Raw genomic sequence first — 19,433 nt, forward strand, 5'->3', positions numbered from 1 at the left:
GACCCCGGCCCGCCGGGAAGGGCCGGGCCGCCGCTCGGTGTCTCTTTCCTCGCTACGCCGCCTCCGCGGCCTGCCCGGCTTCCCGCAAGAGGGGCGAGAACCGCTGTTCGGTCAGATAGTGACCGATCCCGACGATGAGCACGAGGGGCCATTCGACGACTCCGAGCGCGCCCAGCGCACCCAGCACGCCGTAGAAGACCAGTCGGTCCGCCGGTGGCACGGTCAGTGTGCCGATCACCGGCAGGCTGATGTGCGGCCGCTCCGGCCCACCCGCCTGGTCGCCCGCTCTGCCATCCAGAGCGATGGCGGTTCCCTTGACCATGACAGCCTCCGTGAATCACGACGTACTGTCGCAAGTCCCCGGCCTCACGTGGCCTGTAACACCGTTTGATGAGAACTTTGCCCGTCCCCGGGTCCTCAGCTCCGGGCCAGGCGCCAGATGTGGAAGGCCGGGCCGTCGGCGGGCAGCGTGACGGTGCCGTCGGCCTCGGGGGACAGTTCCGCGTCGCCGTACACGGGCAGGCACCGGGCGCCGAGCGGGAGCCGCACCGGCCGGTGGGCGGCGCGGGCGGCCAGGATCAGCAGGCGTTCGCCCGCGCGCTCCCGGACGTAGACCACGGCGTCCTCGGAGACGTGCAGCCAGCGCAGGCCTCCGTGGCGCAGGGCGGCCTCGCCCCGGCGCAACGCGATCAGGTCGCGGTAGACACCGAGGGTGCCCTGGTCCCACCTCTCCGGCCGGTCCCAGGGCATGGTCCGGCGGGAGTCCTCTCCCCACGCGCCCTCCAGGCCGATCTCGTCGCCCGCGAACACCATGGGCGTGCCGGGCAGGGTGAGCATCAGCCCGGCGGCGACCTCCACCAGAGCGGGGTCCCCTCCGCATATCGTGCGGATCCTGGCGGTGTCGTGGGAGCCGAGGATCGACCAGGAGTGGACCAGCGAGCGCCACGACAGGTGGCCGGAGAAGGCACGGATCGTCGCCACCGCGTCGCCGCCGCCGATCCTGGGCACCTCCGCCGGAACCCCGAGGAACGGCAGGTGGACCTCGGGGCCTCGCAGCCAGCTCCACACCGGGCGGGTGAAGCCGGCGTAGTTCATCGTCCCCTGCCAGCCGCCGACGTCGAGATCACCGGTGGCGTCGTGCGCGTGCTCGGCGACGAGCAGCCTGTCCGGGCACTCGTCGGTCATCGCCCGCCGGATGCGCCTGGCCACCTCGTGCGCGTGGTCCGCCTGGCGGAGCCTGCCGGTCATGTTGGCCACGTCGATGCGCCACCCGTCCAGGCCGAACCGGAGCCAGCTGCGGACGACCTCCTCCATCGCCCCCGCCAGCCGCTCGCTCGACCAGTCGAGCTTGGGCAGGGACGGAACGCCCATCCATGCCTCGTAGCCCAGATCGTCGTCGGTGAAGAAGAACATCTCCCGCTCGGCGGCACCCTTGTCCCGCAGCGCCGCCTGGAACCAGGCATGGGTGTCGCCGCAGTGGTTCGTCGTGAGGTCGCCCAGGATGCGCATGCCCCTGCGATGCACCTCGTCGATCAGCGCGCGGTAGGCCGCGTCGCCTCCGAGCAGCGGGTCGACCTCGGCGAAGGAGGAGGCGTTGTAGCGGTGGTTGGAGGCCGCGGGGAAGACCGGCGTCAGGTAGAGGGTGTCCGCGCCGAGGGCGGTGATGTGGTCCAGCCTGGAGCGGACGCCGTCCAGGTCGCCGCCGAAGATCTGCCGCGAGGTGTCGGGCCCGCTCCCCGCGACGGGGTCGTCCCAGCCGCGGGGGATCGCCCACGGCGGCAGGTCGCGTGTCGTGCCCGAGGAGGCGAACCGGTCGGGGAAGATCTGGTAGATCACGCCGCCGGCCGCCCACGCGGGTGGGGCGGCGTGGGTGACCAGCTTGAAGTCGGTGGTGTCCGGAACGTCGTGGGTGGCCAGGCCGGAGGCGGTCAGCCAGCGGTAGCCGTCCGGACCGCCGATGAGGAAGCGGTAGCCGGTCACCTGGTTGCGGGCCACGATGTCGGCCCGCCACCAGGTCTCCCGTTCGGTCTCGCGGTCGATCACCGCCTCGGCGAAGTGCGGTTCGCCGTCCGGCGTGGTCCGCACGTGCACGCCGGAGCGGTGGCCTCGCGGAGTGCGGACGAAGACGGTGACCGTCTCTCCCGGCTCCGGCGCCTCCGTGCTGACGTGGTCGGGCGAGCCGTCGTGATGGAATCCCCGGTCTATCATGATCAACCTTTCACCGCGCCCGCGGTGAGCCCGTGGACGATGTATCTCTGCAGGAACTGGAAGACGACGACGGTCGGGATCGCGGTGAGCAGCGTGCCCACCGCGAACATGCCGAAGTTGGCGTTGCGCTGGTCGGCCAGCAGGCTGAACAGCCCGACCGCGAGGGTGCGGGCGTCGTCGCCGGTGAGGAAGACGCTGGCGATGAGGAACTCGTTGATCGTCCCGATGAAGACGAGCAGCGCGCTGATCGACAGGATGGGCGCCGAGAGCGGCAGGATCACCTTGCGGAACGCCTGGGTGGGCGTGCAGCCGTCGATCAGCATGGCCTCGTCGAGCTCCCGGGGGATCGTGTCGAAGAAACCCTTGATCAGCCAGGTGTTCACGCCGACCTGGCCACCGATGTAGAGCAGGACCACGCCCCAGATGCTGTTGAGCCCGAAGACGGGCCAGTTGTCACTGATCACGCTGAAGATGACGTACAGCGGGACGATGGCCAGGAACTGCGGGAACGCCTGGATCACCAGCAGCGCCACCAGGCCGGTACGGCGACCGGCGAAGCGGAAGCGGCTGAAGGCGTAGGCGGAGACCGCCGACACCGTCACCGACAGCACGGCGGTGAGCCCGGCGATCAGAACGGAGTTGAGGTACCAGGTCGGGAAGGCCGTGGTCTCGAAGAGGTCCGTGACGTTGGCGAGATCGGCGCCGCTCGGGAACAGGGTCGCCGAGCTGAGCGTGCCGAGCGGGTTGAGCGCCGAGGAGACCACGAACAGGATCGGGAAGAGGGCGAAGGCGGTGACGGTGATCGCCACCAGGTGCCGGAGGATCAGTCCGCTCCTCATCGGTCCACCTCCTGGAAGGCCCGGGTACGCCGGAAGCTGATGATCGAGAGCACCGCCACGATCAGGTAGACGTAGATGGACATCGCGGAGGCCAGGCCGTACTGCGCGCCCTGTTGCCCGAAGGCGAGCCGGAAGGTGTAGGTGATCAGCAGGTCGGTCGCCCCCATCGTCGGGTTGTCGGCGGGGAACGGGCCTCCGGCGGTGACCAGGAAGATGCCGTTGAAGTTGTTGAAGTTGAACGCGAACGACGAGACCAGCAGCGGGGCCAGCGCGAGCATCAGCAGCGGCAGCGTGACCTTCACGAACCGTTGCCAGGCGGTCGCGCCGTCCACCTGGGCCGCCTCCAGATACTCCTGCGGAATCGTCTGCAGCGCCCCGGTGGCGATCAGGAACATGTAGGGAAAACCCAGCCAGAGCTGGACCAGCAGCACCGACAGGCGGGCGGTGAGCGGGGCGCCGAGCCAGTCGACGTCGAGCCCGAGCATCCTGTTGATCAGCCCGAAGTCGGTGTTGAACATGTCCCGCCAGACCAGCAGCATCGCGAAGGCCGGCATGGCGTACGGCAGCACGATCAGGGTCCGGTAGGCCCGTACGGCACGCATCCGGGGATGGTGCAGCACCAGCGCGACCGCCACCCCGAGCGCGGCGGTCAGCACCACGACGGACGTGGCGTAGACCAGGTTCCAGCCGAAGACGCCGAGGAAGTGCGCGTTGATCTTCGGGTTGGTGAGCGCGGTGGTGAGGTTGGCCAGGCCGACGTCGACCTTCCAGCCCTGCGCCAGCGCCTGCCCGTCGTCGGAGACGAACCTGCCCTGCTCCTCGTCGGCCCGCCAGATCCTGTCCTGGCCGGTGACGCAGTCGCAGACCGCGTCGTAGGCGAGCGTCGCCGTACCCCGGTAGGCCCTCGACAGGCCCTGGCTGCGGATCGCCCCGCCCTCGACGGGCACGACCAGCTCGGTGATCTCCGAGCCCCTGGCGGAGGCCTGCGCGGCGGTCAGCACCGTGTAGCCGTCGGCCGCGGTGATCCGGCCACCGGCGCCGAGGGTGGCGCCCTCCAGGGGGCGCAGCCCCTCGGCGGTGCCGGTGTAGGCGCGTCCTTCCACCGCCAGCAGGAAGACCAGGTCTCCGTCCTTCTCGGCCACGGTGAGCCGGTACTCGGCGGAACCGGGCCGGCGCTTGACGGAGGAGGTCTCGATCGCGGTGATCGCGTCCTGCTTGCTCCCCAGGTGACCGTCGCCGATGTTGGTCAGCGCCAGCGACATCGTGTGGACCACCGGGAACACCTGGAAGGCGAGGACCAGGAGCGTGGTGGGCAGCAGGTACTTGGCGGGCAGCCGCCGCGGCGTCAGGTAGACGAGGAGACCCGCGGCGGTGACGACCGCGACGATCCCCACCCCGATCCAGTTCTCCGCCGCCACCAGCGGCGCGACCGCCCAGAGCGCGACGGCGACGATGAGCCCGAGCACCAGGACCCGCAGCGCGATCCCGCCCGCGCTTCCCGGCCATGCCCCGGTCGCCACGGCCCGCCCGCGTCCGCGGCGGGGCCGCTCAGGCGGCGGCGTCGCCTGGCGTGACCGAGCCCCCCGGCCCTCCTGGGCCGCGCGCCCGTGCCCGATTTCAAGAAGGACATCCCCCTCGCGGGGAGGGCGACGCCCCTCCCCGCTCCGGAATCGTCTCGTGTTCACTGCTCGAGCTGCTCGGCGATGGCCTTGGCGGCCGCCTCGACCGCCGGAGGCACCGGCTCACCCTTCACCGCGGCGTGGATGAGCGTGTTGAACGGCCCCCAGATGGCCACCATCTGCGGGATCGCGGGCAGCGGCGTGCCGTTCTCCGCGGCGGCCTGGAACTTGGCGACATCGGGGTCCTTGCCCGCCGCGTACGTCAGGGCCTCGTTCAGGGCGGGCATCCGCGGCTCGGCGTCGAACAGCGCCCGCGCCACCTCGGCCGAGGCCAGGGTGCCGGTGACGAACTCCTGGGCGAGCGCCTTGTTCTTGCCCTTGCTCGCCACGAAGAAGGACTGCACGCCCACGAACGGCTTGGCGGGCTCGGCCCCCTTGAAACCGGGCACCGGGGTGACGTCGTACTTCACGCCCGCCTTGCGGGCGTCGGCCAGCCGCCACGGCCCGGCGACCATGAACGCGGTCTTTCCCTCGTTGAAGGCGGCCGCCGAGTTGTCGGAGGTGAAGGAGCGCTTGAGCGCCCCCTCCCCCTTCTCACCGAGCTTGGCGATCCTCTCGAAGGCCTCGACGGACTCCTTCTCGCCCACACCCAGCTCGGACGGGTCGGGGTCGCCGCTCGGGGTGGTGCCGAACAGGTGGGCGCCCGCCGAGGTGTAGAGCGGGTACAGGTGGTAGGTGTCACCGGACTGGCCGTCCTGCTGACTGACCGGATAGCCGATGATCTGCTCGACCTTCCCGGCGGCCTTGAGCTTCTTGCCCGTCTCGACCAGCTCGTCGAAGCTCCCGGGGGCCTCCGGCGCCAGCTCGGTGTTGCGGAACAGCGCCAGGTTCTCCACCGCGTACGGCACGCCGTACACCTGGCCGTCGTAGGTGACGGCCTTGCGAGCCACGTCCACGTACCCGGCGAGCTGGTCCTCCGTCATCTGGATCGGGTCGATGAGGCCGTTCTGCACCAGGTTGCCGATCCAGTCGTGCGCGCCGACGACCACGTCGGGGCCCTTGCCCGCCTGGGAGGCGGTGGTGAAGGTCTGCTGCTGGTTCTGGGCCACGACGACGACCTCGGCCTTGATCCCGTTCTCCTCGGCGAACGCCTCGGCGAAGGGCTTGAGGGTGTCCGAGCGCATCTGGTCGGCCCAGATGAGCAGGGTGGTGTCGCCGGCGGCGGCCGGGGCCGGGGAGGGCTGCCCCTGCGCCTGCGTGTTTCCGCCGCAGGCGGTCAGCACAAGGCCGAGCGTGAGGGCTCCGGCGAGGGTCTTTATGGGTCTGCGCACGCTTGAGCTCCAGGTGGGAAGGGGTTTTCAGGGGGTGCACCGTGATGTGCGCCGAAGTTAACAGAGGGTTCATCCAGCCTGGAATGCGTTGCAGGAAATTGCGGCAATGTTTCAGAATCTCTTGCAGAGTTTCAGAAAGCTGATCCACAATCACTGACCATGGCGGCACGACTCGACGAGATCGCCCGGCAGGCCGGGGTCAGCAAGGCGACGGTCTCCCGGGTGCTCAACGAGCGCCCCGGGGTGAGCCCGAGGGCCAGGAGCGCGGTGCTCACCGCCATGGACGTGCTCGGTTACGAGCGTCCGAACGGGTTGCGCCCGCGAAGCTCGGGGCTGGTCGGGCTGATCACCGCCGAGTTGCAGAATCCGGTTTTCCCGTTCTTCGCCCAGGTGATCGAGACGGGGCTGGCGCGCCACGGATACACCGCGGTTCTGTGCACGCAGACCCCCGAGGGGGCAGGTGAGGACGAGTACGTCGGGATGCTGCTGGACCGTGGCGTCTCCGGCATTCTCTTCGTCTCCGGGCTGCACGCCGACACGACCGTCGACCACTCCCGCTACCACGGCCTCAGGCGGCGGCGGCTGCCCATCGTGTTCGTCAACGGTGACGTCCCGGGCCTCGGCGTTCCCTGTGTCTCCTGCGACGACGTCACCGCGGGCCGTATCGCCGCGCGCCACCTCGTCGAGCTGGGCCATCGTCGCATCGGGTTCCTCAGCGGCCCGTTGCGCTACTCCACGGTCCAGCGGCGGCTCGCCGGATTCCGTGCCTCGCTGCGGGAACTGGGCCTGGGGCACGACGCCGACGACCTGGTCGAACTGTCGCCCTTTGACGTCGAGGGCGGCCAGAGCGCCGCGTCCCTGCTGGTGCAGCGGGGCGCCACCGCTCTGGTCTGCGGCAGCGACCTGATGGCGCTGGGCGCGGTACGCGCGGTACGGCGGTACGGTCTGAGGGTGCCCGAGGACGTCTCGGTCGTGGGCGCCGACGACTCCCCGCTCATGTCCTTCACCGACCCGCCGCTCACCACGGTCCGCCAGCCCGTCCAGGCCATGGGGGTCGCGGCCGTACGCGCCCTGCTCGACGAGATCAAGGGGCGCCCCGCCAGGGCCGCCGAGTATCTCTTCCAGCCCGAACTCGTGGTCCGCGCGTCCACTCGGGCCCGATGGGCCTCCCACGACCGGAACGTTCCACCGGACCCGATTCTCTGAGCCGGCGCCGGGCGGCCCGGTGGATCATGACGTGCCCTCCGGCACCCGTCTCAAAAGCGGCTGTGACCCCGTTCGTGGGGCACTTTGTCCGTCCCATCGGCCCTCGACGCGTCGAGTAGGCTTCACGCGATCGGCGGGAAGCGGGAGTATTGGCGGCGTGAACCGCACAGCTGTACGTCTGGGAGTGTTCCTGCTGGCCGCCGTGGCGGTCGTGGCGGTACTGATGGCACTGCTGCCACCGTCCTCGCCCGGCAGGCTTGACGGTGGCGCCTCGCGAACCCCCGCCGTCGCGGTGAAGAAGCTGGGCGGCCGCGACCACGAGCTCACCGTGACCTCCACCGCGCTCGGCCGCGAGGGCATGGTCCGGGTCCTGCTGCCCGAGGGCTGGACGCCGGACTCGGGTCCGTGGCCGGTGCTGTACCTGCTGAACGGCTGCTGCCAGTCCGACTACGACACCTGGGTCACCAAGGGGGAGGCCGCGACCCTCACCTCCGGCTACCGGGCGATCGTGGTCATCCCCGAGGGCGGCACCGTCGGCTTCTACTCCGACTGGCGCGACGGCCCCGGCTGGGAGACCTTCCACCTCACCGAGGTACGGCGGATCCTGGAGCGCGACTACGGCGCCGGGGACCGGCGGGCGGTGGCGGGACTGTCCATGGGCGGGTTCGGGGCCATGTCGTACGCGGCCCGCCATCCCGGCATGTTCCAGGCGGCCGCCTCCTTCTCCGGGGTGCTGCACACCCGCGACGGCAACGGCGGCGTCGACTGGCTGCTCAACCGGAACGGCGAGGACTCCGCGAAGCTCTGGGGCCCCCCGCAAGACCCCGAATGGGCCGCCCACAACCCGGCCGATCTCACCGGCGCGCTGCGCGGGGTACGGCTCTTCGTCTCCAGCGGCGACGGCTCCCCCGGCCCGCTGGACGGCACCTCCGAGCCGCGGGACGAGGGCGAGGCCGCCCTGCTCCGCCAGGCCGTGACCTTCGCCGAGCGGGCCAGGGCCAACGGCGTCGACGTGACCGTCGACTTCTACGGGCCCGGTACCCACAGCTGGCCCTACTGGAGCCGCGGCCTCGAACGCGCGCTCCCCATGCTCATGGACTCCATCGACGCCGCTCCCTGACGACCTGGGACACCTCCTCGAAAGGTGTACCCACCCGTGCGTCGGGGCGCCGAAAGTTAAGGCTGATGACTCTGGGCGTTCAACTCAGGCACCCCTCGCCGGTCACCCCCGTGACTAGCGTTCGTCAAACACCCCAGTTCAGGGGCGTTTGTCGCATGTCACGAGGAGCCACCTTGCGAGTCCTGGCCGTTGTCCCCGCCCGCGGAGGTTCGGTGGGCGTTCCCCTGAAGAACCTGGCCCCGGTGGGCGGCAGTCCCCTGGTCGCCCGCGCGGTACGGGCCTGTGTGCGGGCCAAGCTGGTCGACGAGGTCGTGGTCAGCACCGACCACGCCGGGATCGCCGAGGTGGCCCGCGCCGCGGGCGCGACCGTGATCGACCGGCCGGAAGAGCTGAGCGGCGGGACCGCCTCCAGCGAGTCCGCGGTGCTCCACGCGCTCGACCACACCCCCGACGTCCCCGACGTGGTCATCCTGGTGCAGTGCACCAGCGCGTTTATCGACCCCGCCGATCTGGACGGCGCCATTGCCAAGGTCCTGGACGGCAGCGCCGACGTGGTGTTCTCCGGGCTGGAGACGCACGAGTTCCTGTGGAGCGTGAACGGCGCGGGCGTCAACCACGACCCCTCCCACCGGCCGCGCCGCCAGGACCGCGAACCGCAGTTCCGCGAGACCGGCGCCTTCTACGTGATGCGCGCCGAGGGTCTGCGCGAGCACGGCCACCGCTTCTTCGGCGCCGTCGCCGTGCAGCGGGTCTCCCCGCACCACGCCGTCGAGGTGGACACCCCCGAGGATCTGGAGATCGTACGGGCGCTGGCACCGTTCGTGGACCGGCCCGAGCCGATCGACGTGGACGCGGTGATCACCGACTTCGACGGCGTGCACACCGACGACCGCGCCTACGTCGACCAGGACGGCCGCGAGATGGTCGCGGTCAGCCGCTCCGACGGCATGGGCATCTCACTGCTGCGCCGCTCCGGCGTCAAATTGATGATCATGTCCACCGAGCACAACCCGGTGGTCGCGGCCCGCGCCCGCAAGCTCGGCGTGCCCGTCCTGCAGGGCCTGACCGACAAGCGGACCGTGCTGCGCGACTGGCTGGCCATCGAGGGAATCGACCCGACCCGCGTCGCCTACGTCGGCAACGACGTCAACGACCTGGGCCCGATGAGCGACGTCGGCTGGCCCGTCACCGTCCCCGACGCCCACCCGAAGGTCCGCGCCGCCGCCAGGACCGTGCTGACCAGGCCCGGCGGGGCCGGGGCCGTACGGGAGCTGTGCGACCGGGTCCTCGCGGCCCGCCCGGCGGACGAGAAGGTCACCGGAGGGACCGCGCCCCGCGCCGAGCTGAGGCTCGCCCCGGTCGCCAGGCCCGTCCAGATCGGCGACGCGCTGATCGGCGCCGGACAGCCGGTCTACGTGATCGGTGAGATCGGCATCAACCACAACGGCGACCTGGACATCGCGCGCCGGCTCATCGACGTGGCGGCCGAGGCGGGCTGTCAGGCCGTCAAGTTCCAGAAGCGCACGCCGGAGATCTGCGTGCCGCTGGAGCAGCGCGACCAGATCCGGCAGACGCCGTGGGGCGAGATGACCTACATGGAGTACAAGCTCAGGACCGAGTTCGGCCTGGAGGAGTACTCCCAGATCGCCGAGCACTGCCAGAAGCGGGGCCTGCACTGGTTCGCCTCGCCGTGGGACGTGCCGTCCGTTGAGTTCCTGGAGTCCATGGACGTGGTCACCCACAAGGTCGCCTCGGCGAGCGTGACCGACCTGGAACTGCTCCGCGCGCTCGCCGCGACCGGCAAGCCGATCATCCTGTCCACCGGCATGTCCACGCTGGAGGAGATCGACCAGGCGGTGGAGCTTCTCGGCACCTCCAAGCTGGTGCTGATGCACGCCACCTCCACCTACCCCCTCCCCCCCGAGGAGGCCAACCTCCGCACGATCACCACACTCCAGGAGCGGTACGGCGTGCCGGTCGGCTACTCGGGCCACGAGCGCGGCCTGCAGATCTCGCTCGCCGCGGTGACCCTGGGGGCGGTGACCGTGGAACGGCACATCACGCTCGACCGCACCATGTGGGGCTCCGACCACGCCGCCTCGCTGGAGCCCTCCGGGCTTGAGCACCTGGTCCGCGACATCCGCATCATCGAGACCGCCCTGGGCGACGGCGTCAAGCGGGTCTTCCCCGGCGAGCAGGCCCCCAAGTCCCGCCTCCGCCGCATCACTGTATGAATTGCGACGCTGGCGCGTCGCGGTTCGGCCGCTCTTACCCGGCTCCTTCACTCCTCAGTCCAGTCGCCGGCGCGGCCTCACGGGTAGTCCCCGTCAAGGGGAAAGTGAGGGGGACGACGCAGGGCTTCTGCGTCGGGAACCCTTCGCTCCTCAGCCCAGTCGTCGGCGCGGCCTCACGGGTAGTCCCTCGGGGACGGAGTACGGGGCACGTCCCCAGGGTGCTTCTTGGTCCAGTCGCCGGCGCGGCCTCATGGGTAGTCCCGTCGGGGGGAAGGTGAGGGTGGTCGACGTGAGGGTTCTTGGTTGGGTCGTCTGAACTGGGGATGGGAGGGCGAAGTTGATCAAGTTGTCGGTGGTGGTTCCGGTGCGGGACGCGGAGAGCTACGTCGGGGACGCCTTGGCGTCGCTGGCCAGGAACGCGCGGCGGGACTTCGAGTTCATCGTGGTGGACGACGGGTCGGTGGACGCGACCGGGCAGATCGTCGAGGACTTCTGCCGTGATCTGCCCGGTCTGGTGGTGGTCCGCAACGACGCGCCGGTCGGACTGGCCGACGCGCGTAACCTCGGGATCTCCCTCGCCTCCGGCCGCTACCTGACGTTCATGGACGGCGACGACTGGCTCGCGCCGGGATATCTCGGGGACCTGGTCGGCGCGATCGAGCGGCTGGACTGCGACTTCGTCCGGGTCGACCACGTACAGGCGGAGGGCCGCAAGCGGACGATCCACCGGGCGCCGCTCGCCACCCGCGAGGTGGTGCTGAAGCCGCGCGACCACATCCTGCCCGATCACGCCAGGACCATGGTGGACTACCCGTACGCCTGGGCGGGGATCTACCGCCGGGACCTCGGCGACCTGCTGACCTTCCCGGGGCACCTGCACACCGCCGAGGACAGGCCGTGGATCTGGCGGCTGCACCGCGACGCGGGTTCGTTCGCGGTGGTGTCACTGGCCGGGCTGTTCTACCGGCGGATGGTGGCGGGCTCGCTGACACAGACCGGCGACGCCAGGCAACTGCACTTCTTCGACGCCTTCGACCTGGTCTTCGCGGACCTGGAGGAGGAGTTCATGCCCAAGGCGGTGCGCACCTTCCGCGCGTTGCTGGCCCACCACCTGGAGCTGGGCGAGCGCCTCTCCCCCGAGCTTCGAGCCCGCTTCGAGGAGCGCGGTGCCACGACACTGAGGCGGTTCCCCGCCGACCTGCTCGCCGGGACCGCCCTGGACCCCGAACGCGATCAGATCCTGCTCGACCTCCTGGAGCGCCGATGACGCAGCTGTTCTACGCCTCGACCCTGTTCGGCGCGATGACGCTGGCGGCGGCGATCGACGACGGCCGTTTCGGCCCCCGCCAGGGGCGCCGGATCCTGCTGGTCTCCAACAACGCGGCCATCCCGGAGATCACCCCGGCTCTGGACGAGACCCCGGGCTTCGCCACGCTGCGCCCGCGCTTCGACGAGATCCACTCGTGGAACGAGATCCTGGCCCCGCTGCATCCATCGGACTGGAAGGCACGCGTCGTCGAGGTGCCGATGCTGGGCCGCCTGCTCCGCTCGCACCTGTCCCTGGGAGCCGGGCCCGCCGAGCTGGTTCTGGAATCCGTCGCGGTCCCCCCTGCCAGGACGCTGGCCGGACTGGTCAGGGACTGCCCGATCTCGGTCTACTCCGACGGTCTGATGAGCTACGGCCCGACCCGCGACCCGCTGCCGCAGGAGATCTACGGGCGGATCACCCGCCTGCTCCACCTCGACCTGGTGCCCGGTCTTCGGCCGCTGCTGCTCTCCGAGTACGGGGTGCCCGCCGAACCCCTTCCCGACCGGGCCTTCCTCGACGTGGTCGGCCACCGGGCCGATGATCCGCCCTCGGGCCGGGCGATGATCCTCGGCCAGTACCTGTCCGCCCTCGGCATCGTCACCTCCGAGGAGGAGGCGGAGCTCCACGCCGACATGCTGCGCGGCCTCGTCGCCCGGGGGTTTTCGCGCGTGCTGTTCAAACCGCACCCGGCCGCCGGGCGGCGGCATGCCCAGCGGCTGCGCGAGACGGCCGCCGAGCTGGGCGTCGAGCTGGACGTGGTGGCGGAGACCGTCCCGGCGGAGTCGTGCTTCGCCACCCTCGGGCCCGAGCTCGTGGTCGGCTGCTTCTCCACCGCTCTGATCACCGCCGGGCGGTACTTCGGGCTCCCGGTGGCGACGGTGGGCGGCAAGCTGATCCTGGAGCGGCTCTCCCCGTACGAGAACAGCAACCGGATCCCGGCGACCATCACCGACGCCCTGCTGCCCCGCCTGTCGACGGACGGTTCGCTGTGGGAGCCCCCGCCGGTGGACGTCTCCGCCCTGGTGGGCGCGGTCGGCTACTGCATGCGGAGCGAGGCGCATCCGGGGCTGCGCGAGCAGGCCGCGGCCTATCTCCAGGCCTGCGGCCCCGACCGCTACTTCAAGCACCGGCGGCTCGCCGCCCTGGACCTGATCGCTACCCCGGCCACCACCGCATCGGCCGGCGCTCCGGCCGGCGCCCCCCGGGAGCGGAGCCCCCTGGGCAGGCTCCGCAGCCGCCTGTCGAGAACCTTTCCCTGAGCCGGGCGGCCACAGCGGCACGGCACGGGCGGGAAACGGCGGATCGCCCCGCGTCCCCCGTGCCGCGCCCTCTCCTCCGGTCCGGAGGCGGGGCGCGAGTGCCGGCCCAGCGCCCTGAGTCGACGCGCTCTTGGGCATGAGTACCGCGTGTGCGGCACCTCTGCGGCTTCCTGCCTCGTCGACCCGCGCCATCGGGGTGGCCTTGTCGGGTCTCCACAGGCTTGCGAACCCTTCCGGTTCCGTTCCCGCTCATCCAGCGGTACCTGACGCGGTCACGCCGGCATGCGCTGATTCGCCGTTAACGGCGAATCAGCGTTCCCTGCCCCGCCACGCGGGAGAGTCCGTTTCCCCTCCGGCCTGAGGGGCGGAGCATTACGGACGGCTCAGGTAGCGGCGCATCCGGCGCTTGGCGCGGTAGCCGATGCGCAGCACGTTCGGCGGGACCTCCACGCGCATCCGGGCGCGACGGCGGGCGGCGGCGTACTCGGGGCCGTCGAGCAGGGACTTGGCGGGGACGAGGCGTCCCGAGCGTGCCTGCCCGACCAGGGAGACCATCCGCGAGACCCAGTCGCTCTCGTCACCGGGATGGAAGTAGTTGTCCCTGCACCAGCCGTCGTCCGGGTCCAGGAAGCGCCCCGCGGAAAGATCGTCGAGGGTGCCGAGCAGGCCGCTGTCCTCGAAGACCAGGTTGATCATCTCGGCACCCACCCCGAAGTCCGACAGCACCAGCAGGGGCACCTTCTGGGCGATCGCCTCCAGCGCGGCGGTCGAGCTGACGGTGACGAACCCGGCCGCGTGGGCCAGGTGCTCGTGCATGGGCCCCACCGCGAAGCGCACGGCCCCGGCGCGCACCCTGCCCTCCTCCACGAGCGACTGCCACAGGCGCTGGTAGTGGTGGCGCTCATTGTGGGTCTGCCGCTCGCCGTCCAGGGCACGGAGCTTGACGACGACGTCCAGATCCGGCCGTCGCCCGGCCAGTTCGGCCAGGGCCAGCAGGATGCTCTCGCGCTCCTGTCTCCGCTTGGGCACCTTGGCCTGGGTGGCGAACACCACCCGGTCCCGCGGCCCGATGCGGGCGACCTCCTCCTGGCCTCGCAGAAACGGCAGCCGGGCCAGCCCCACCTGGCCGCCCCCGCCCAGCTCGCGGCCCATCGCCGAGAACTCCTCGACCTCCCGCCCGCTGTGCAGCACGAACAGCTCGCATCCGCTGCGAAACAGCCAGGCCTTCTCGGTGGCGGGGACGGAGATGCCAGGCAGGCCCGAGACGAACACCGGCCGTGGCCGCAACCCGGCCAGCACCTCGCCGACCAGCACGTCCACCACGGGCCCCGTGCAGGCGGCGAGCACCACGTCGGGCCCGAGCCGCTCGGCGGCCCGGCGCAACGCGCGGGCCGAGAGCACCGGCGGATCCGCCGCCGAGCCCGCGACCGCGGCACTGATCTGCGCCGGGGACGGGGTGATGGGGGTGCGGATGACCGCCAGCTCCCTCGTGCATCCCGAGGGCAGGTCCCGCAGCAGGCAGGCCGCCCACTTCAGGTAGGAGTCAGAGTCGGCCACGGCCAGGACCTTCAACGAGAACCTCCAACGGGGATCCCCCGCTTCATATCCGATTTCACATGGGCGGACCCGGCGCGGCTCGCATCCCGGGGCGGCACGCCACCGGCCTCCGGCCGCGGGGTCACGAGGTCACGAGGTCATGCCCCGGTGGCTCCCGTGTCGTGATGGGCGAACATCGACAGGTGGGAGCGGAGCGAGGGGGCCGCCTCCACCGTCCACCACTCGTCCGGGACGTCCACCGTCTCGACCGGGACGCCCCTGGCCGAGAGCAGGACCCGCAGGGAGGTGACCGCGGTGGACGGCAGGCTCAGTACCCGCTGCCCGGCGGCCAGCCCGCGCAGGGTCATCTCGGCGGGGATCCCGCCGCCGTAGACGGTGATCCCGGGCTGCTCCCCGACCCTGGCGAGATCGTGGGGGTCCTCCCTGCGGTGCGGGAAGTAGGCCACCGGCCCGGCCGAGCCGAGAGCGGCCAGCCAGCCGAGGTAGTGGTCGCGGTGGATCAGGCCGTTGCGGACCAGCGAGGTGCCGAGGACGACCGTGAGCTCCTTGGGACGGGGCACGCGCAGCGGCTGCGACCGCAGCCAGGCGAAGTCGTGGGTGATCAGCTCGGCCCCTCTCGCCCGTACGGCCTTCGCCAGGTCCGCGGGAACGGGCAGCGCTGTGAAGATCGACAGCCGCCCCGAGCGGGCCGCGGCGCGCAACCTGAGTCCGGCCGCCGCGCCGAGGGCGGTTCTGAGCCGTCCCACCTTCCCCCGGGCCCTCAGCAGGGGCGTACCCGCGTGGCCGACGAGCAGCTCCAGGAGCCTGATGGTGGCCAGCCCGTCGTCGACGATCACGATACGGCCGGGGCGCCCGGTGAGCCAGCGGAACTGGACCTTGCCGGAGAAGGCGTCGCCCACCGCCCAGGTCACGCCCCGGTGCGGCCTGGGCATGTCCGGCCGCGCGGCGGTGAGCTCCAGGCCCGGCGGCAGGGTGAGGCGCCCGAGCTCGCGCCCGGTGGCGGCCAGGGGGCGGAGCCTCGCCCTGGGCACGAGGTGGCTGCGGGCACCGAGCAGCCCCGCGTGGTGGGCCTCCACGGCGCAGAGCATCTGCAGCGGGGATTCCACCCAGGCGATGGCCGAACCCTGATCCCGCGCGTGGTCTCGACCGTCCTCCACGCCGGGTGATGACCCGTTCACGACTGACCCAAGCTAACCCGGTGGCCTTAAGCGCCGGGGAACCACGGATGAACAGCCGCCCACGCGTGCTTGCGCGCGGTCTTTTCGATCTTTATCGTGGTGTACGGAACCGTTTCGTACACCACGGAGGAGTGAGCATGTGGACACCCGATGAGATTCCCGACCTGACCGGCTCCACCGCCGTGGTCACCGGGGCGAGCGGCGGCATCGGCGTACCGACGGCACTGGAGCTGGCCAGGCACGGTGCCAGGGTCGTCATGACGGCACGCGACCCGGACAGGGGCCGGGCCGCGCTGGAGGCGGTCAGGGCGGCGGCGCCGGGGGCGACGGCCGAGGTGAGAGCGCTCGACCTGGCCGACCTCCGCTCGGTACGCGCCTTCGCGGACACCGTCGACGGACCGCTGGAGCTGCTGGTCAACAACGCCGGGGCGGGCCCGATGTCCCGGCGGACCACCGCCGACGGCTTCGAGACCCAGTTCGGCGTCAACCACCTGGGGCACTTCGCCCTGACCGGCCTGCTGATGCCACGCCTGCTGGCCGCCTCCGCGGCCCGGGTGGTCACGGTCTCCAGCGACGCACACTCCCTCGGCGCGATCGACTTCGAGAACCTGGGGCTGGAACGCGGGTACGGCATGTTCTCCGCGTACAGCCGTTCCAAGCTGGCCAACCTGCTGTTCGCCGTGGAGTTGCAGCGCCGCGCCGACGCCTCGGGGGCGGCGCTGCTGAGCCTGGCGGCCCACCCGGGCATGACCGCCACCGGCATTCTGAAGCCGGGCGCCCTCACCCGCCCCTTCAACGCGCTGATGCGCCTGGTGGCACAGCCGGTCGCCAAGGGCGCCAGGCCGTCCCTGTACGCGGCCACCTCTCCCGAGGCGAGAGGCGGGCAGTACATCGGCCCGGGGCCGAAAGTGCTGCGCCCCTCGCCGAAGGCACTGGACGAGTCGGTGGCGGCGAGGCTCTGGGAGAGGTCCGAGGCGCTGACCGGCGTACGATTCGGGGAGATCCGCCAGCACTAGCGAACCACCGGAGGCACCTTGCGTCTCGACCCCACTCGGGAGCGGGCGATCCTCGACGCGACGGCCGGCCTGCTGTCCGAGGTCGGATACGACCGGATGTCCATCGACCAGATCGCCAGGCGGGCCAGCGCGAGCAAGGCCACGATCTACCGTCGCTGGGCGGGCAAGGAGGCGCTGGTCGTGGATCTGATCTGCAACCACCTTGAGATCGACGTCGTGCCGCCGCCCGACACCGGGTCGATGCGCGGGGACCTGATCGGGGTCGTGGACGGGTTCTGCCGGATACTGGAACGGAAACAGGCGATGATCTTCGGCCTGTTTCCGGCGTTCCTCACCTCCCCCGAACTGGCCTCCGCCCTGCGCGACAACGTGCCCCGCCCCGACATCACCGGCACCGTCCCGCTGCTGGAACGCGCCAGGGAGCGCGGCGAGCTGCCAGGGCCGGTGGACCCCGCGGAACTCAGGAAGGCCACCGAGGCGCTGGTGTGGTACCGGCTGCTCTTCACCGGTAAGCCACTGGATCGGGAGTTCGTCGAGGACACGGTCGACCGGTTCCTGCTCCCGCTGTTCCGATCCTGGTCCGGCCAAGAGAGCTGAGGCCCGCCCTGCCGCCGACGGGCCCCTGAGCCGCCGAACCTCGTTCGGGCCTTCCGGGGGAGCGGGACGCATCCGCTCCGCACTTTTTACCATCGAATATTTGTTGCAAAAAGTTAAGGCCTGACACCCTTACCGGCGAGCCTCCCGATCATGCCATACCATCCCGGGCCAGGCGATCCACCGGCGGGTACCACACGGCTGGATCGCCGAGGAAACAGGGGATCCCGCCCGCGACGGGGCCGCGACCCCGCCCGCCCCGACCGGCCGGAGAACGGGTGTGACCCGCCTCCTTCCCAGGCCAAGCGACCCCCCGCCATACCCCCGCGACTTGGACGTATCACCAAGTCAGGGCAATGTGTCCTACTTGTAATCGTCTGTCCGAGTGACGTACGTTCGTCCTGTTCATGGCAAATGTCTGGGTCTGTATAGATCTAAGCATTGCCGTCACATTGCCCGACCGTGTTCCACCTGGGCGGAACCCCTCCGCCCGCGGTGAGCACGGCCGCCGAATCCGCGAAGTCTGCGGAACCGGGGAACCACGTTCCTGGGGTGAATCAGCGCGTTCTCGCGCCGTAGGGCACTTCCCAGCCCGAACCCGTCAGCTAACCCGGTAGGCGGCATGGAAGCGAAGCAAGGAGTCGAACCCCGCTATGACCAAGCACCGCCTCACCCCCACCTTCAGCGCCCCCCGCGTGGCGAGCGCCCTCCTGGGCGCCTGTGTCGTCCTGGCGACCGGCTCCGTGGGCTCCGCAGCCCTGGCCGACAGCCACACCGCTCTTAACCCGCCCGCCGACGCGAAGATCTCCGAGGTCTCGCAGCACAAGCCCGCGAGCACCCCGCTCGAGATCGCGGCCCAGAGGCTGCCCAAGGTCTCCGCCGCGCAGGTCCTGGACCTCGCCTCCAAGCAGATCGGCGTCCGCGAGAACTCCCAGGGCGGCGGGACCAAGTTCCACTCGTGGTACATGTCCTCCCCGCGCGCCAAGGAGACCGTCGCCCGTGACGGCGGCACCGTCCAGGGCTACGCCAACGCCCCCTGGTGCGCGATGTTCGTCTCCTGGGTCGGCGAGATGGCCGGCATCCGGCCCACGATGGGCTGGGACGCCTACACCGTCACCCACGCCAAGTGGTTCAAGAACAACCATCACTGGGGCACCACCCCCACTCCCGGCGCCGTCGTCTACTTCGACTGGGCCGGCGGCAAGAGCCTCGACGGCATCGACCACGTCGGCTTCGTGAAGAAGGACAACGGAGACGGCACGATCACCACGATCGAGGGCAACACCGGCAACGGCAACGTCGAGCAGCGCATCCGGCCCGTCTCCCAGGTCGTCGGCTACGGCTACCCCGTCTACGCCAACTGATCCACACCCGCCGCCCGCGCCATCCCCCATGGGGCGGGCACCCGGCACCCCCGCCGGTGAACGCGGGCCGATCCGCACTCGCCCAGGGGCGCCGCTCGCTCGAGCGGCGCCCCTGACGGCGTTCCCCCGGCCGCCTTCGCGACTCCTTCGCATCGATCGTCCCACCGTGGTGCCCCTTTCGCGGTGACGTCCAGCGACCCGGTGGCATCCACGATGCCGCGAGAGTGTGCGCACTCCTCATCCCAGGCCCTGAACGCCTCATCGACACCGGCTCCATCGACGTCGGATTCGGGGTGCTCGCCGGATTCCGGGGTCCGCCAGAGGTTCCGGCGGTTCTCTCCGTTCAGCACGTTCCGGAACCGGCTTCGCTCGACCACGCCCATGTGCCGGACCAGCCCGAGCAGGGACCGGCTCCGAGGGGGTACGGTCTTTTCTCCGAACTGCTCGGCGGTCAGGCCCGCGATTTCATCGGTTACCTCCAGCGTGGAGACCCCCGCCTTCAGACGGGGGAGGAAACGCGGCACGGTGCCGCGTTTCTGAATGGGTTGCGTAGCCGTAGCCGTCCGCTCTCTGGAGCATGCGAACGTGGCGGTGGCCGA

16 protein-coding genes and 1 riboswitch are annotated in these 19,433 nt (G+C 70.8%); of the genes, 8 read left to right on the plus strand and 8 right to left on the minus strand.

Features of this window, described 5'->3' with window-relative positions:
- Nucleotides 1–52: 52 nt before the first annotated feature.
- The 5 genes from ABZU75_RS27140 to ABZU75_RS27160 form a co-directional block, all read right to left on the minus strand.
- Nucleotides 53–322: a hypothetical protein gene (locus tag ABZU75_RS27140; RefSeq protein WP_355559805.1), complete on the minus strand. Its 270-nt coding sequence runs from the start codon at nt 320–322 to the stop codon at nt 53–55.
- Nucleotides 323–417: 95 nt separating this feature from the next.
- Nucleotides 418–2,208 carry an alpha-amylase family glycosyl hydrolase gene (locus ABZU75_RS27145; RefSeq protein WP_355559808.1) on the minus strand — a complete coding sequence of 597 codons (1,791 nt, stop codon included), beginning with the start codon at nt 2,206–2,208 and terminating at the stop codon, nt 418–420.
- A 2-nt stretch (nt 2,209–2,210) separates the two neighbouring features.
- On the minus strand, nt 2,211–3,047 hold the full coding sequence (locus tag ABZU75_RS27150) for a sugar ABC transporter permease (RefSeq protein ID WP_355559811.1): 837 nt from the start codon (nt 3,045–3,047) through the stop codon (nt 2,211–2,213).
- Nucleotides 3,044–4,567, minus strand: a complete 1,524-nt coding sequence (locus ABZU75_RS27155) for an ABC transporter permease subunit (protein ID WP_355559814.1) — start codon at nt 4,565–4,567, stop codon at nt 3,044–3,046. The genes ABZU75_RS27150 and ABZU75_RS27155 overlap by 4 nt, the downstream gene beginning before the upstream one ends.
- A 161-nt stretch (nt 4,568–4,728) precedes the next feature.
- Nucleotides 4,729–5,997, minus strand: coding sequence for a maltose ABC transporter substrate-binding protein (locus ABZU75_RS27160; protein WP_355559817.1), 1,269 nt, complete (start codon nt 5,995–5,997; stop codon nt 4,729–4,731).
- 159 nt (nt 5,998–6,156) lie between these two features.
- On the opposite strand from ABZU75_RS27160, the gene ABZU75_RS27165 reads away from it, so the two are divergent.
- The 5 genes from ABZU75_RS27165 to ABZU75_RS27185 all read left to right on the plus strand — a co-directional run bounded on the left by ABZU75_RS27165 (nt 6,157) and on the right by ABZU75_RS27185 (nt 13,125).
- Nucleotides 6,157–7,203: a LacI family DNA-binding transcriptional regulator gene (locus ABZU75_RS27165; RefSeq protein ID WP_355559820.1), complete on the plus strand. Its 1,047-nt coding sequence runs from the start codon at nt 6,157–6,159 to the stop codon at nt 7,201–7,203.
- 157 nt (nt 7,204–7,360) lie between these two features.
- Nucleotides 7,361–8,323 (plus strand): alpha/beta hydrolase family protein, encoded by a 963-nt coding sequence (locus ABZU75_RS27170; RefSeq protein WP_355559824.1) that lies wholly within the window; start codon nt 7,361–7,363, stop codon nt 8,321–8,323.
- A 155-nt stretch (nt 8,324–8,478) separates the two neighbouring features.
- Nucleotides 8,479–10,557, plus strand: a complete 2,079-nt coding sequence (locus tag ABZU75_RS27175) for an N-acetylneuraminate synthase family protein (protein WP_355559827.1) — start codon at nt 8,479–8,481, stop codon at nt 10,555–10,557.
- Between the two features lie 337 nt (nt 10,558–10,894).
- Nucleotides 10,895–11,824, plus strand: a complete 930-nt coding sequence (locus ABZU75_RS27180; protein WP_355559830.1) for a glycosyltransferase family 2 protein — start codon at nt 10,895–10,897, stop codon at nt 11,822–11,824.
- Nucleotides 11,821–13,125 (plus strand): polysialyltransferase family glycosyltransferase, encoded by a 1,305-nt coding sequence (locus tag ABZU75_RS27185; RefSeq protein WP_355559833.1) that lies wholly within the window; start codon nt 11,821–11,823, stop codon nt 13,123–13,125. The genes ABZU75_RS27180 and ABZU75_RS27185 overlap by 4 nt, the downstream gene beginning before the upstream one ends.
- 372 nt (nt 13,126–13,497) lie before the next feature.
- Here the strand turns inward: ABZU75_RS27185 and ABZU75_RS27190 are convergent, their stop codons facing one another.
- Together ABZU75_RS27190 and ABZU75_RS27195 are read right to left on the minus strand one after the other, a co-directional pair.
- Nucleotides 13,498–14,682: a DUF6716 putative glycosyltransferase gene (locus tag ABZU75_RS27190; protein ID WP_355559836.1), complete on the minus strand. Its 1,185-nt coding sequence runs from the start codon at nt 14,680–14,682 to the stop codon at nt 13,498–13,500.
- A gap of 137 nt (nt 14,683–14,819) precedes the next feature.
- The gene (locus tag ABZU75_RS27195; RefSeq protein ID WP_355559838.1) at nt 14,820–15,788 is read right to left on the minus strand and encodes a hypothetical protein; all 969 of its coding nucleotides are present in this window, start codon (nt 15,786–15,788) and stop codon (nt 14,820–14,822) included.
- 209 nt (nt 15,789–15,997) lie between these two features.
- On the opposite strand from ABZU75_RS27195, the gene ABZU75_RS27200 reads away from it, so the two are divergent.
- From ABZU75_RS27200 to ABZU75_RS27210, 3 genes are all read left to right on the plus strand, one after another.
- Entirely contained in the window at nt 15,998–16,876 is an 879-nt protein-coding gene (locus ABZU75_RS27200) for an oxidoreductase (RefSeq protein WP_355559841.1), read from the plus strand.
- A gap of 18 nt (nt 16,877–16,894) precedes the next feature.
- On the plus strand, nt 16,895–17,473 hold the full coding sequence (locus tag ABZU75_RS27205; protein WP_355559844.1) for a TetR/AcrR family transcriptional regulator: 579 nt from the start codon (nt 16,895–16,897) through the stop codon (nt 17,471–17,473).
- Between the two features lie 493 nt (nt 17,474–17,966).
- A riboswitch (cyclic di-AMP (ydaO/yuaA leader) is annotated at nt 17,967–18,105 on the plus strand.
- Between the two features lie 18 nt (nt 18,106–18,123).
- Nucleotides 18,124–18,834 (plus strand): CHAP domain-containing protein, encoded by a 711-nt coding sequence (locus tag ABZU75_RS27210; protein ID WP_355559847.1) that lies wholly within the window; start codon nt 18,124–18,126, stop codon nt 18,832–18,834.
- Here ABZU75_RS27210 and ABZU75_RS27215 read toward each other — a convergent pair.
- Nucleotides 18,822–19,433: DUF664 domain-containing protein (locus ABZU75_RS27215; RefSeq protein WP_355559850.1), on the minus strand; the 612-nt coding region annotated here is incomplete at its 5' end. The genes ABZU75_RS27210 and ABZU75_RS27215 overlap by 13 nt on opposite strands.

Source organism: Streptosporangium sp. NPDC005286, assembly GCF_040607515.1.
GTDB lineage: Bacteria > Actinomycetota > Actinomycetes > Streptosporangiales > Streptosporangiaceae > Streptosporangium.

Excerpts from the sequence above, each read along its gene's own strand:
- ABZU75_RS27140 (WP_355559805.1), bottom strand. The coding sequence starts at position 322 with ATGGTCAAGGGAACCGCCATCGCTCTGGATGGCAGAGCGGGCGACCAG.
- ABZU75_RS27145 (WP_355559808.1), bottom strand. The coding sequence starts at position 2,208 with ATGATAGACCGGGGATTCCATCACGACGGCTCGCCCGACCACGTCAGC.
- ABZU75_RS27150 (WP_355559811.1), bottom strand. The coding sequence starts at position 3,047 with ATGAGGAGCGGACTGATCCTCCGGCACCTGGTGGCGATCACCGTCACC.
- ABZU75_RS27165 (WP_355559820.1), top strand. The coding sequence starts at position 6,157 with ATGGCGGCACGACTCGACGAGATCGCCCGGCAGGCCGGGGTCAGCAAG.
- ABZU75_RS27175 (WP_355559827.1), top strand. The coding sequence starts at position 8,479 with ATGTCACGAGGAGCCACCTTGCGAGTCCTGGCCGTTGTCCCCGCCCGC.
- ABZU75_RS27185 (WP_355559833.1), top strand. The coding sequence starts at position 11,821 with ATGACGCAGCTGTTCTACGCCTCGACCCTGTTCGGCGCGATGACGCTG.
- ABZU75_RS27200 (WP_355559841.1), top strand. The coding sequence starts at position 15,998 with ATGTGGACACCCGATGAGATTCCCGACCTGACCGGCTCCACCGCCGTG.
- ABZU75_RS27210 (WP_355559847.1), top strand. The coding sequence starts at position 18,124 with ATGACCAAGCACCGCCTCACCCCCACCTTCAGCGCCCCCCGCGTGGCG.